This window comes from Bartonella henselae str. Houston-1 (assembly GCF_000046705.1).
Classification (GTDB): Bacteria; Pseudomonadota; Alphaproteobacteria; order Rhizobiales; family Rhizobiaceae; genus Bartonella; species Bartonella henselae.
The window spans coordinates 1,351,735-1,365,812 of the sequence record NC_005956.1 but is presented as its reverse complement, the minus strand read 5'-3'; the positions used below and the strand labels follow the sequence as shown (position 1 = coordinate 1,365,812).

General features: G+C 37.3%; 8 protein-coding genes and 2 pseudogenes. All 10 read left to right on the top strand.

Annotated elements, in window-relative coordinates; all coding sequences use genetic code 11:
• Positions 1-256: 256 nt before the first annotated feature.
• Positions 257-777: pseudogene (locus tag AYT27_RS09290) on the top strand (exodeoxyribonuclease VII large subunit); the annotation flags it as partial.
• Between the two features lie 137 nt (positions 778-914).
• Positions 915-2,546 carry an ABC transporter substrate-binding protein gene (locus tag AYT27_RS06215; protein ID WP_011181055.1) on the top strand — a complete coding sequence of 544 codons (1,632 nt, stop codon included), beginning with the start codon at positions 915-917 and terminating at the stop codon, positions 2,544-2,546.
• A 250-nt stretch (positions 2,547-2,796) separates the two neighbouring features.
• The gene (gene xseA / locus AYT27_RS06210; RefSeq protein ID WP_011181054.1) at positions 2,797-4,224 is read left to right on the top strand and encodes an exodeoxyribonuclease VII large subunit; all 1,428 of its coding nucleotides are present in this window, start codon (positions 2,797-2,799) and stop codon (positions 4,222-4,224) included.
• Entirely contained in the window at positions 4,202-4,828 is a 627-nt protein-coding gene (locus tag AYT27_RS06205; RefSeq protein ID WP_011181053.1) for a DNA-3-methyladenine glycosylase I, read from the top strand. Before xseA ends, AYT27_RS06205 begins: the two co-directional genes overlap by 23 nt.
• A 1,380-nt stretch (positions 4,829-6,208) precedes the next feature.
• Positions 6,209-7,833, top strand: a pseudogene (locus tag AYT27_RS06195) (ABC transporter substrate-binding protein).
• 400 nt (positions 7,834-8,233) lie between these two features.
• Complete coding sequence (locus AYT27_RS06190; protein ID WP_011181051.1) at positions 8,234-9,871, top strand: ABC transporter substrate-binding protein; 1,638 nt, start codon at positions 8,234-8,236, stop codon at positions 9,869-9,871.
• Between the two features lie 94 nt (positions 9,872-9,965).
• Positions 9,966-11,039 (top strand): ABC transporter permease, encoded by a 1,074-nt coding sequence (locus AYT27_RS06185; protein ID WP_011181050.1) that lies wholly within the window; start codon positions 9,966-9,968, stop codon positions 11,037-11,039.
• Positions 11,040-11,041: 2 nt separating this feature from the next.
• Positions 11,042-11,974 carry an ABC transporter permease gene (locus tag AYT27_RS06180; RefSeq protein ID WP_011181049.1) on the top strand — a complete coding sequence of 311 codons (933 nt, stop codon included), beginning with the start codon at positions 11,042-11,044 and terminating at the stop codon, positions 11,972-11,974.
• Complete coding sequence (locus tag AYT27_RS06175) at positions 11,967-12,842, top strand: ABC transporter ATP-binding protein (protein WP_011181048.1); 876 nt, start codon at positions 11,967-11,969, stop codon at positions 12,840-12,842. Before AYT27_RS06180 ends, AYT27_RS06175 begins: the two co-directional genes overlap by 8 nt.
• Positions 12,839-13,621 carry an ABC transporter ATP-binding protein gene (locus tag AYT27_RS06170; RefSeq protein ID WP_011181047.1) on the top strand — a complete coding sequence of 261 codons (783 nt, stop codon included), beginning with the start codon at positions 12,839-12,841 and terminating at the stop codon, positions 13,619-13,621. The genes AYT27_RS06175 and AYT27_RS06170 overlap by 4 nt, the downstream gene beginning before the upstream one ends.
• Positions 13,622-14,078 lie beyond the last annotated feature (457 nt).

Here is a 14,078-nt window from a genome sequence, read left to right as displayed (position 1 = left end):
TATTCCTTTCATGAAATTTAGGGATATTCTTTTGTTGGACAAGAATATGCAGGAAGATATTTAGAACATTTCGACATTTTGCATGATAGTAAAACTTTTTCAGTACGTCGAAGGTTTCATATAAATTAATATGTTGTGTATAGAATGGAATTTCAAGATATCTTATTTTAGAGAGAGGTTATCCATCTTTATAGAATACGTAATATATACATTAAGATTGCATATTTCAATCTATATGAAGAGATGATAAAAAATAATAAGTTTGTTTATTGAGAAAACAGGCGCAATAGGTAGAGCAGAATTTAGTGTTTCTGAAAGAGCGTGGGGCTTTAAAGTGTGTTGTTGAAGAAAAATTTGGTTATATGCAGGTACGTGGGAGAATATCAGGTTACTGTGGAGTTTATGCTTCAAATTATTCCATCTTTCCTTAAAAGATGATGAAGTGTGGTTGGGGAGAGTTCTTCTTTAGTACTGGTTCATGGAAAAGCTCGAATTTTCCTCTGAAGAAGGGTGAACATGGCCATTGTTAGCAGCTACACTTATCTAGAATCATCAAAATATCAAATTGTTATTGAGGTTTTTGAATCAACCTGAGTTGGTGCTTTGATGATTTTTCTCAAAAATCGCAAGAAGAAGTCTTGTTTGATGAGACAAAGAAGACTTCTTTGCCTAATATGTTCTAGAATTATAGTCGTTGTGATATCCTCAGTGGTGACGGTTATTTGTGTGGGTATCATTCATCGTACCTTAGATCGTTTTTCGTCGCATATTTTTGTTTAGCCTATACGGGTTTAGGGGGTGAGATGTTATTGTTCTTTAATGTTTTGATATGTTATCTCTGAGAGGTATGTTTTCAAACCTGATCTACTGATTTATGGGGGAATTTATATAATAAACTTTAAAAGGAAAAATCTATGAACTTGAAAAGAAAGATATTAAAAGGGAGAAAATCTTTTGTTTCTGCTATTATTGCAATGGGGATGTTTGTGCAACAAGTTTCAGCAAAAACACCTGCAGATACTCTCGTGATGGCTTTGAATCTCGATTCAATCGAGACCTTTGATCCTGCACAGATCAACGAACGTTATGGAAATGAAGTTATTACCAATATTTGTGATAATTTAATCGATTCCGCTACAGACGATCCAGCTAAAATAGTTCCTTCTTTAGCAAAGAGTTGGGATGTTTCAAATGATGGACAAGGTACAGTAATTACTTTTCATTTGCGCGATGGTTTGAAGTTTAATGATGGTCGGCCTGCTGATGCCCATGATCTTGTTTGGGGCATGAAGCGGGTTGTCAAATTAAAGTTGTCTGCAGCGGCAATATTTAACGAATATGGAATTACAGAACAAAATATTGATTCTACTCTTCAAGCACCAGATGAGAAAACCGTTGTGATGAAATTTGACAAGCTTTATCCAGCAGAGATCATTCTGGGTCATATTGTTACTGGTCGTGTTGCTGCCTTGCTTGATCGTGAGACAATTATGAAACACGAACAAGATGGTGATATGGGGGATCGCTATTTGGCAAGTCACGCTGCTTGTGTTGGTCCTTATCAATTAAGTAGTTGGCGTTCTGGGGAAGCGATTTTTTTGCGTGCAAGTTCCAATTATTGGGGAGCGGCACCCAAATTGAAGAAGATTTTAATTCGCCATGTTGCAGAACCAGGAACGCAGCGTTTATTATTGCAAAAACACGATATTGATGTTGCACGTAATTTGATGCCAGAAGATATTGCAGATCTCCAAGCAACAACAGATATTAAGATTGAAAAAAGATTGACACCCTCCGTAATCATGTGGGGATTTAATACGACAAACCCAATTTTTGCTAATGAAAAAGTGCGTTTGGCAATGCGCTATCTTATTGATTATGAAGGTCTTGGAAAAACCCTTCTGAAAGATGTTGGTATTCCACGTGCAAGCTTTATTCCCATTGGGAATCTTGGGGCTTTGGATGAAAAAGAAGGGCAACCCTTTAAACTTGATCTTCAAAAAGCTAAACAGCTTTTAACAGAAGCAGGTTATCCAAATGGTTTTGAGGCTAATATTTTTGCAGGGAAGTCTCCTTATCCTTTTGCTTTGCCTATGGCTCAGTCTATACAAGACAATGCAAAAAAGATAGGAGTGCACTTTAAAATTGAAAATTTTGTAGGAACGCAGTTGTTCTCAAAACTTTATGCACGTAGCTTTGATACCATTTTTATGGGATGGAATAACGATTCTGCGGATCCTTATACAATGGCTTCACGCCTTATTTACAACCCTGATAATCGGTTTGAGGCTAAAAATACGGGCTATCCTAGTTGGTGCCATGGGTATTTTGATCAAAATATGAATCAAAAGGTTGAAGATGCGTTGTTTGAAAAGGATTCACAAAAACGGGCACAAATCTATGCGGATTTGCAGCGTGAATTTATGCAAAAAGGACCCTATGCTTTTATTTATCAGACATATAATATTATCGCTATGACAACTGATGTCAAAAAGTGGGTTTGGAATAGTGCCCCACGTATTTTTTATAGTGCCATTGAAAAATAAGCACAGTGTAGGCAAGGTAAAATATAAAAAAGCGTGATTATGATATCTTCGGCGTTTCGCATAGGGTTAAAAACTTTGCAATACGTCGAAGGTTAACTGTGATAAATTAAAGTTCCATAATCGGTTAATATATTGTGTATAGACTGAGATTTTGAGCCATCCTGTTTTAGAGAGACTATTCATTCCGATAAAGATGTGTTTGTGTGGCTGTGAGGATTGAATGTTTCAACGTCTGTGAATGAAAAAAATGATGAATTTGTTTTTTGAAAAAACAGGAGCAACAAATGTAGCAGAATTTAGTGTTTCTGAAATAGCGGGTGCTTTAAAACGCGTTGTTGAAGAAAAGTTTGGTTATGTACGGGTGCGTGGGGAAATATCAGGTTATCGTGGTGCTCATGCTTCAGGTCATGCTTATTTTGCCTTAAAAGATGATAAGGCGCGGTTGGAAGCTGTTATTTGGCGCGGAATTATGGAAAAGCTTAAATTTCCTCCTGAAGAAGGGATGGAAGTGATCGCTGTTGGCAAGCTTACCACGTATCCTGGGTCATCAAAATATCAAATTGTCATTGAAGCTCTTGAGCCAACAGGTGTTGGCGCTTTGATGACTCTTCTAGAAAATCGCAAGAAGAAGTTTGCAGAGGAAGGCTTATTTGACGAAGAAAAAAAGAAGCCTTTGCCTTATATGCCTAAAATTATAGGCGTTGTGACATCGCCAACAGGTGCTGTCATTCGTGATATCATTCATCGTATCTCGGATCGTTTTCCGTTGCATATCTTGGTGTGGCCTGTACGGGTTCAGGGGGAGACAAGTGGTCGTGAAGTGGCCGCTGCTGTTAAAGGTTTTAATGTGTTGCCTTTAGAAGGGCTTATTCCAAAACCTGATCTCCTTATTGTTGCACGGGGAGGAGGAAGTTTAGAAGATTTGTGGGGATTTAATGATGAGGTCGTTGTTCGTGCTGTTTATGAATCTTCCCTTCCGGTTATTTCTGCTGTTGGGCATGAAACGGATTGGACCTTGATTGATTATGTCGCTGATTGGCGCGCTCCGACTCCCACAGCAGCAGCAGAGAAGGCTGTGCCCGTCAAGATTGATCTCGAAGTATATGTGGTATCGCTTGGTGCACGTTTGCGCACCGGACTTGCACGTTATTTTGATTTTCATCAACAAAAATTGCGGGCTATTATACGTGCGCTTCCCACTGCCGACCAACTTTTTGCTCTACCACGGCGTGGTTTCGATGAAATTTCAAGTCGATTAGAGCGTGCTCTTTGTGTAAGCTGCGATAAAAAACGTCTTTATTTTCATACACTTGCTATCCGTTTTACTCCGCGTTTACTGAATACTGAAAAAGCTCAACACAGTGCAAAGGAATATACTGCACGTCTTCATCGTGCTTTTGTGCACATTGTGGAAAAACAACGCGCTCAATTAGAGATCGCGTTTAGGCTTTTAAAAAGCACTTCTTACCAGAATATTTTAGAACGTGGCTTTGTTTTGGCTTTGGGGCAAAACAATAAACCCATTAAACGGTTGGCGCAGATTCCTGAAAAAGAGCAGATAAATTTACGCTTTTTTGATGGTGAGATCAGCGTTATAACACAGGAGTCTTTTTTCAATCGATCTTCAAAATCTAAACGGATCAAGTCGAAACAAGATGATCAAGGAACGCTCTTTTGATACGGTAAATATACCGCTTGCTGAAGGACTTCTCATGGGAACAGATGGGAAAGTTCGTTGTTCATGGGCTGGTACAGATCCACTTTATTGTGCTTATCATGATAATGAATGGGGAAAACCTGTTTTTGAAGATCGCCGTTTGTTTGAAAAAATTTGTCTTGAAGGTTTTCAAGCAGGACTGTCTTGGTTCACAATTTTGAAAAAAATCTCTTCTTTTCGCGATGCATTTGATCACTTTGATTTTGAAAAAATTACTCGTTATGATGAAGTAAAAGTGCAAATCTTAATGCAGAATAAAGATATTGTTCGTCATCAAGGGAAAATTCGATCGGTACTTAATAATGCATTGAGAGCACAGGAACTTATAACAGAGTGGGGGAGTTTATCTCAGTATTTTTGGTCTTTTCAACCACCACAATCGGAGCGTTATGAAGCAGTAGATTTTCAGACATTCTTGGCTAACCCTATAACACCTGCTTCTCTTCGTCTTTCTAAAGATTTGAAAAAACGCGGCTGGACATTTGTTGGTCCTACAATTTGTTATGCTTTTATGCAGTCTGTTGGGATTGTTAATGATCATCTTGAGGGATGTTTTTGTCGATAAGGGTGAAAAGCCAACTTTTTTAGAGGGGAAGTTATTCAGTAGAACAATAAAAGAATGGGGAACAGTTTTTTGATTGTTTAATATACTTGTTGTCATTGGATTATCGCTTCTGGGTGCAGTGGATGATGTTGGATTTTATCAGAGTTAGCAATATGGTTTCAGGAAAAGTGAAGAAAAATTCAGTGAGTTATTTTTCAAGAATAGTGTTTTAAAATTTTTTATTTCTGAAATCATTATAAGTGCAATTTGTATTATCAGTTTTAAGTCCTTATTATTGATATGGCAGTTATATAAGGTAAATATCAAGCTCTTTTATTCATGGTTTTTGCTGAAGGTAAAGTAGTTTTCAGTGTATTGTTCTATTTTTGTATGGTGTTCTCTTCTCAAATGCTTGTGCATGTAATACAGAACAAAATGGTATTATGGAAAACAGGTTTTAAATCGCTTAGGTTGCTTGTGTTACGCTTTATTATTTGATAGCTTTCTTTTTCCGGAAGTAATTTTACTACATATGAGTTCCAGTTTTTTAGGAGAAGTTTAAGATCAGATAAATTTGTATCCATTATTTAGTTCATTTCTAAAATTTTCTTTTGGAAACAATATTTTCCAGTGGAAGCGATGTTGAAGGAATGTATGATTTTAATGGATATACAGCGATGATGAACGTCAAAATTGGAAAGGACCTATAGTTAGTCATGTCTTTTTGGGGGTAGATAATGAATAATTTTGTTACTCATGAAAAGATTGCGTTTATTATGTACTTTCTCATTAGCTCTGACATCCTCAGAAAGATGGAGTTTAGAAAAATCGATATTTCTCATTGGAGTTTTATCTCTGTAGGTTTGTTTTGTATTGTAGATAAAAAAGAAAGGTTTCTTTTTAAGCGGAGCTTTCAAAAGATTAAACAGCTTTTTACGATGGTAGAGTTCTAACAAGGATGTTTTCTTTTGTTTTGCTGTCTGTTCAGTTCAGTCTTGAAGAAGGTATATGGTAAGGGTGAGTGTGCACTTTAAGATTGGGTGTCTAAGGGGTAATTGTTTTTAAATTTTGTACATTAATTATTTTTGATATAGTTTAAGGAAATGATAAATCTACAAATTTTTGTACGATGGCTTTTCACTTGGCTTACACCTTGGATAGTGGGGTTGAGTCTGAAATGTGGCTTATTATAGAGGGGGAAAAGAGATGTCATACGGATGTGATATTAGTTGCTTGAAGCTATGTTGCATATTTGTATAGTTTAATTGCAATGTAAGCTAGTGAATTTAAACGTGAAAGTTTCTGTAGGGGCGTCAAAGCGTATTTGTTCAGTCTTTATTGTTATATACTATCTTATTTCAAAATAATTAATCGTCGCAATAGATTTAAAAGGAAAAATTTATGAACTTGAAAAAAAAGATATTGAAGAGCAGCAGTTCTTTTATTTCTGCTCTTGTTGCAATGGGAGTCTTTGTGCAAGAAGTGCAAGCAAAAACACCTGCCAATACCCTTGTGATGGCTTGGAATATTGATGCAGTCGATACATTTGATCCCGCTAAAATCAATGATGTTTATGCAAATGAAATTATTCTTAATGTTTGTGATAGTTTGGTTAGTGCTGCTACAGATGATCCCGCTAAAATGATTCCTTCTTTGGCAACACATTGGGATGTTTCAGGTGGTGATCATAATACAATGATTACTTTTCATTTGCGCGATGGTTTGAAGTTTAATGATGGTCGGCCTGCTGATGCTCATGATCTTGTTTGGGGCATGAGGCGGATTGTTAAATTAAAGATGGCCAATGCCGCAATATTTAATGAATATGGTATCACAGAACAAAATGTTGATGATGCTCTTCAAGCGCCAGATAAGAAGACGGTAGTCATGAAATTTGATAAACCTTATCCTGTAGAACTTATTCTTAATAATATTGTCGCAAGTCGTGCTACTGCTTTGCTTGATCGTGAGACAATTATGAAGCATGAAAAAAATGGTGATATGGGAAATCAATATTTAGCTAATCATGCTGCTTGTGTTGGTCCTTATCAGTTAAAAAGTTGGCGCCCGGGGAAGCTATTTTGTTACGTGCAAGTTCTCATTATTGGGGAAAAGCGCCTAAATTGAAGCAGGTTTTAATTCGTCATGTTGCTGAACCAGGGACACAACGTTTATTGTTGCAAAAGCATGATATTGATGTTGCACGTAATTTGACTCCTGAAGATCTCGCAGATCTCCAAGCAAAAACAGATGTGAAGATTGAAAAAGTGTTGGAACCGTCCATGATGTATTGGGGATTCAATATGACTAATCCAATTTTTTCTAATGAAAAAGTGCGCTTGGCGATGCGCTATCTTATTGATTATGAAGAACTTGGAAAGAGTCTTCTCAAAGGTGTTGGTGTTCCACGTGCAAGCTTTATTCCCATTGGGAATCTTGGCGCTTTGGATGAAAAAGAAGGACAGCCTTTTAAACTTGATCTTCAAAAAGCTAAACAGCTTTTAACGGAGGCGGGTTATCCAAATGGCTTTGAAGTGAATTTTTTAGTAGGGAGCTCCCCTTATGCTTTGTCTATTGCTCAGTCACTTCAAGATAATGCAGAAAAAGTGGGGGTACACCTTAAAATTGAGCGTTTAGCAGGTACGCAGTTGTTTTCAAAACTTTATGCACGTGCTTTTGATACGATTTTTGTCGGATGGAATAATGACTCTGCCGATCCCCATACCATGGCTTCACGTCTTATTTACAACCCTGATAATCGGTTTGAGGCTAAAAATACTGCCTATCCTAGTTGGCAGTATGGGTATTTTGATCAAAGTATGAATCAAAAAGTTGAAAGTGCGTTGTTTCAAAAGGATTCAAAAAAACGAGCGCAAATCTATGCTGATTTGCAGCGAGAACTTATGCAAAAAGGACCTTATGCTTTTATCTTTCAGAAGTATAATGTTGTCGCTATGACATCTGGTATCAAAAAATGGGTTTGGAATAGCTCACCGCGTATTTTTTATAGTGAAATAGAAAAATAAACGCGTCTTAAGTACTGTAAAATATAAAAGAAAGTATAATCATGATGTAATTGATGACAATATTCTCCTGAATGAGAGTGGTTTTAACGCTATTTAACGTATAAAATTGGAGGGAATTTGTTATCAAGTACTGTTAAAGTGCAAGTTTATGTGTAGGGGTGGTCGATATTAAACAGTATGAAGATAATTTTTGAAGATATTTATTGACTGTGATACAGGTATAAACATCTCAATTATAGGTTTATGTTTGAGAATCTATCTTAATCGAAGTTAGACAGGAGAGTTAGCAGTTATGCTATCTATGCTGTTGAAAGATGAAATCGATACATCGGAAATATTTTAGGTGTGCAAAAGGTAAAATAAAATGCAAAATACAAAAAATGAAAAATAAGGAAGGAAAATGAGAAAGAAAGGGATGTTGAAGAATTTTTGTATTTTATTAGGGGCAATTGGGTGTTTGAATATATTCATACCAATAGCACTTGGTGCATCATCTAAAGATAGATTGGTGATGGCTTGGAATATTGATTCAATTAGCAGTTTTGATCCAGCGCAATCGGTTGAGGTTGTAACAAGTGAATTGTTGACAAATATTTGTAGTGCCTTGGTGCAATATGATCGGAATGATCCTACAAAAGTGCGTCCTGCTATGGCTCAGTCGTGGAATGTTTTTGATGGCGGAACGAGAATTGTTTTTCATCTTCGTCATGATTTAAAGTTTAATGATGGAAGGAAGGCTACTGCGCAAGATCTCGCTTGGTCAATGCAGCGTATTGTTAAGTTAGGGTTGGGCTATGCCCAATCTTTGATAAACTATGGGTTTACTAAAGACAATGTCGAAACAAATATTCAAGCTCTTGACGATAAAACTTTACAACTAAAATTGGATAAGCCTTATCCTATCCAACTTGTCTTGACTGTGATTGGACAGTCTTATGCCTCTGCTTTGCTTGATCGCCAAACACTTGAAGCAAAGAGTGTTGATGGCGATATGGGCAATGAATATTTAGCAACGCATTCGGCTTGTGTTGGCCCTTATAAATTAGAGCGTTGGATTCCAGGGGAGAAAGTTGTCTTACAGGCTAGCCAATATTATTGGGGAGATGACGTACCCAAAACTAAACAGATTGTAGTGCAGCATGTCGCTGAATCAGCAAGCCAGAGATTGCTTTTGGAAAAAGGTGATGTGGATATAGCGCGTGATCTCTCTTCAGAGGATATCTTGGATATTGAAAAAAAAGGCGGGCCTGTCAAAATTAGTCGTGTTTTACGACCGCAGTCTATTTATTTATCGTTGAACAACAAAAATGCAATTTTTGCTAACGAAAAAGTAAGATTGGCACTTCGTTATTTGGTTGATTACGAGAGCCTTGGAAAAACTGTTTTAAAGGGTGTTGCAATTCCACGTGCAAGTTATATGCCACTGGGTATACCTGGAGCTTTGGATGAGAAAGAGGGATTGCCGTTTAAATTGGATTTAGAAAAGGCAAAGCAATTAATAAGTGAAGCAGGTTACCCTAATGGTTTTAAGGCTAATCTTTTAGTTGGTAGTCTTACATATATGTCATCTGTTGCGCAGTCTATCCAAGAAAATGCACGCAAAGTTGGTATTGAGTTTACAATTGAAAAAATGGCACAAACCCAATTGTTAAGCCGCGTGCGTGGTGGAAATTATGATACGGCTATTATGGGTTGGGGGAGTGCTGATCCTGATGGACATCCTGCTTCATTAAATCATGTTTTTAATCCTGATCCAACATTTACAAAAAAGCACAATATGTATTTGGCTTGGCGTGCTGGTTATTATGATGAAAATGTCAACAAAATGGTGATGGATACGTTGTTTGAGCAAGATCAAAATAAGCGTATTACACAATATCGTGCTTTACAGCGTTATATGCTTGAGCACGGTCCTATGGTTTATTTATTTCAGACATATTATACAGTTGGTATGGGCCCAGCAGTAAAAAAATGGGTTTGGAATAGTTTTAGGCTTTACTACAATGATGCAGAAAAATATGCGCAGTCATATAAGTAAAGAGTGTGTGGAGTGCTTGATTATAAATTTTTGACTGTGTGGCAAGAGGGGTGCCACACTAATATTTTATTAAGTGTATGGGGATTTTATCAAGATGATTTTATCATTTCCAGAAGCAAGTGGAGAAATGTCACTACGGCAGAAAAATCTGCATGTATGGGCATTTTTTTTCAAGGCATTTAAGCTGTTGGCTTCAGTCTTTATTACGTTGCTTGGTTTGGTGACTATTACTTTTTTTATTGGTCATCTTCTTCCTTTAGATCCAGTTCTTGCTATTCTTGGTGATAATATCAGTCAGGAAGCTTATGATGCAATGTTTTATAAGTTGGGTCTTGATAAGCCATTGATTGTCCAATATTGGAATTATCTTCATAATATAGCTTTGTTTGATTTTGGTGATGCTTTAACTTCGGGGCGTCCTGTCTTAACAGATATTATGCGTGTATTTCCTGCAACCTTAGAGCTTGCAACAGTTGCTATTGTTATTGGTACGAGTTTTGGTATTCCGTTTGGTGTCTTTGCCGCGATGTATCGCGATTCATTTATCGATTATTTTGTTCGTGTTTTTACACTCCTGAGTTACTCAACGCCGACTTTTTGGCTTGGATTGATGGCGTTATTGGTATTTTATGCTAAGCTTGGTTGGATTGGTGGACCAGGCCGTCTTGATTTTCTTTACGAATATTCTTTTGAACAGAGAACAGGCTTTTTTCTTTGGGATACTGCAATGCAGGGACAGTGGGAGGCTTTTGGCAATGTTTTTAGTCATATTATTATGCCTGCTTTAATCTTAGCTTTCGGTGCTATGGCCTATATTAGTCGTATGACTCGTGGATTTATGATTGAACAACTTAATCAGGAATATATTATTACTGCACGTGTGAAAGGATTATCTTGGATGCGAACGGTTTGGTTCCATGCTTTCCGCAATGCTGCTGTTCAGATTATCACTGTTGTTGGGCTTTCTTATGCTTTTTTATTAGAAGGTGCCGTATTGACAGAGACAGTTTTCGCTTGGCCTGGTTTCGGACGTTACTTGACCAATGCTCTTTTGGCAGGAGATATGAATGCAGTTGTTGGGTGCACGCTGCTAGTAGGGGGGCTCTTTGTTGCCATTAATTTATTTTCTGATTTACTTTATCGCATCTTTGATCCAAGGACACGCTGAATATGACTACTTCAATGAATCATCATAAACCGCAATCTTCATTTTCTTTAAGTTATTGGTTATATGAAGCTGTTCCGCGGTCAATAGTTCAAGCGAACATACAAAAAATTTATCATTCAGTGATCAAATTCTTTCATAATTTTTCGGCCGTATTCGGTCTAATTATTATTTTTGTTATTATTTTATGTGCAGTTTTTGCTCCTTGGATTGCTACCCATGATTTTATGAGCAATGATCTTGCTCATCGGTTGCAGCCACCATCTATGTTGCATTATTTCGGAACAGATGAATTAGGGCGTGACATTTTTAGTCGTCTCGTTTTTGGTGCGCGGATTACTCTTTATATTGTTTTTCTTACTACAATTATTGTGGGGCCGATAGGGCTGATTGTTGGAACTCTCTCTGGTTATATAGGGGGATGGGTTGATACGCTTCTTATGCGCATGGTTGATATTTTTCTCGCTTTTCCAGCTTTGATTTTAGCTCTTGCTTTTGCAGCAGCATTGGGACCCGGCATTGAAAATGCATCCATTGCTATTTCAATTGCAGCTTGGCCACCAATAGCCCGTTTAGCGCGTGCTGAGACTTTGACGATACGTTCATCTGATTATATTTCTGCAATTCGCTTGCAAGGAGCATCTCCTTGGCGCATTATTTTTTTTCATGTTATGCCGATGTGTATTCCTTCAGTGGTGGTACGGTTAACATTAGATATGTCTGGAATTATTTTAACGGCTGCGGGTCTTGGTTTTTTAGGGTTGGGAGCTCAACTCCCAAGTCCTGAATGGGGAGCAATGCTTTCGACCGGTCGTGAGTTTATGATGACAAGTTGGTGGTTGGCAGCAATGCCCGGGTGTGCAATATTGTTTGCAAGCCTTGCATTCAACCTTTTAGGTGATGGACTTCGTGATATATTGGATCCACGCAATGGATAAAAAATTATTAGAGATAGAAGATTTACGTGTTTCTTTTCCTACAACGCGCGGCGTTTTAGAAGCTGTACGTGGCGTTAGCTTCTCCGTGGGGAAAGAAAAAATCGGAATTGTTGGGGAGTCTGGGTCTGGAAAATCAATGACTGGACGCGCAATACTCAAATTGAGCCCAAGAGCAGCAATCGTCAAAGCTAAAAAAATGCGCTTTGATGATGTCGATTTATTGTCAGCAAGTGAATCGCGGATGCAGACTATTCGCGGTAAGCGTATTTCGATGATTTTACAAGATCCTAAATATTCGCTTAATCCATTAGTGCGTATTGGGGATCAGATCATGGAGGCGTATTGTATTCATCATCGTGTTTCAAAAGTTGAGGCACGGGAAAAAACAATTTCTATGTTGGAATCCGTTCATATTCGTGATCCAGAACATGTGATGAGGCTCTTTCCTCATGAAATATCAGGTGGTATGGGGCAGCGGGTGATGATTGCTATGATGCTTATTCCTGAACCTGATTTAATTATCGCCGATGAGCCAACTTCTGCACTTGATGTTACGGTGAGATGTCAAGTTTTGTCAGTGTTAGATGAACTTGTAACAAAGTCTGGGACAGGACTTATTTTTATTAGCCATGATTTGAATATGATTGCTGATTTTTGTGATCGTGTTTTGGTGATGTATGCCGGTCGGGTATTAGAGGAATTGCCTGCGCGTGATTTATCTTGCGCTTGTCATCCCTATACTAAAGCTTTACTAGCTAGTTTGCCACGGCTTGATAATCCTGTTGACGTTTTAGCTGTTCCTGAACGCGATCCTAATTGGTTGCATAATCCTACGATTGTTAATGGTGTTGAAGGAGTTACTTCGTGACCAATTGTGACAATATACTCGATATTTCTAATTTATCTGTAACCTTTGGGCATAAGCACAAGGCAGTAACGGTTGTAAAAAATGTTAATTTTCATATTAAGCGTGGTGAAGCTTACGGTTTGATTGGTGAATCCGGATGTGGAAAATCAACCATTTTGAATACATTGGTTGGGCTTATACCAGACTATAGTGGGCGTTTGATTTTTGATGGAAAAGAAGTCGCCAAAAAAAGAGATAAGGGTTTTCTACGTCGTATTCAAATGGTTTTTCAAGATCCTTATGCTTCGCTTCATCCAAGAAAAATGGTCCATACTGTTCTTTCTGAATCTCTCAAAATTCATGGTATGGATAATCCAAAGGAGCGGGTATGTGATGCTTTAAATTCCGTTGGTTTAAATTCTTCATTTCTTTATCGTTATCCGCATGAATTATCTGGAGGACAACGTCAGCGTATTGCTCTTGCACGCGCTTTAATTATTGAGCCAGAGGTTTTGCTGCTTGATGAGCCAACATCTGCATTGGATGTTTCGGTACAAGCTGAAATTTTAAACTTATTAAAATCATTACGAGAAGAAAGAAAACTCACTTATTTAATGGTATCTCACGATCTTGCTGTTGTTGCACACATCTGTGAACGTGTTGGAATTATGCATAAAGGGATTATTCTTGAAGAGCTGAGCAATGATGATTTGCGCAATTTACATGCAGAAAATGACTACACAAAGATGTTTTTTGAAGCCAGTATTGAACCTATTGCTCATAGAGAGAAAAGAGTGTGATAGGTTTTACAAAAAAGAGAGAGATGTTTTTTTCTATTTGAGGTTTTTGTTTCTGAATGTAGAATTTCGTTGTTTTTGTTCTTAGAGTTCTTATATTTAAAGAAATTTATTGGTATAAATTGATTGAGCAACGTTTTCGCTTAATTATTTTTATCCTAATATGCGTACAACGTTGTGAAATGTAAATGTAGCGTATAAAATACGTCCCTTTCTGATATTGTTTATCATATTTCTTTGCGATTATAAATTTATATTCAAGAGTTTTTATTGGGATTTTGAGTTTCTGAATTATAAGAAATAACAACAGGTCGTTAGGATAATGGCTTTGTATTTCATTGGAAAAAAATTTAATTTTTTATAACATCTGTTTTGTTTTTATTGTTTTAGCGCCGTTGCATTTTTAAAGTTTATTTATCCAGTTATGCCGTGAAACACTGTAGTTTAGGACAGTGATATA